Origin of the sequence: Flavobacterium nitrogenifigens (assembly GCF_003254565.1) — a bacterium.
GTDB classification, from domain to species: domain Bacteria; phylum Bacteroidota; class Bacteroidia; order Flavobacteriales; family Flavobacteriaceae; genus Flavobacterium; species Flavobacterium nitrogenifigens.
This window is the reverse complement of the sequence record NZ_QJRI01000029.1, coordinates 1-253: the sequence shown is the minus strand read 5'-3', so window position 1 is coordinate 253 and position 253 is coordinate 1. Positions and strand designations below refer to the sequence as shown.

Genomic DNA, 253 nt, shown 5'->3' with positions numbered 1-253 from the left:
TTATCCGGTACAGGATATTGTCAAGTCCGATATGGAAAACAGCCAAAACCAGCTTACCGTAGAATCTATTGAAGTATTCGAACAAACCAATTATGATTTTCACATCGGGATACTTCCCTCACCGCCATCAGCACCACCTTCATTGATTGTGGAACTGAAGTACAATGCCAATATATATGACGCGCAGCTTATTAAAAGAATTGCCGATCATCTTTTTAATCTGGTAAAAGGGTTTAGTGTTCATAAAACCAGT

General features: G+C 38.7%; 1 protein-coding gene. It reads left to right on the top strand.

Annotated elements, in window-relative coordinates:
• A partial coding sequence (locus DM397_RS00125; RefSeq protein WP_162615407.1) for a hypothetical protein occupies positions 1–253 on the top strand: 253 nt, incomplete at both ends.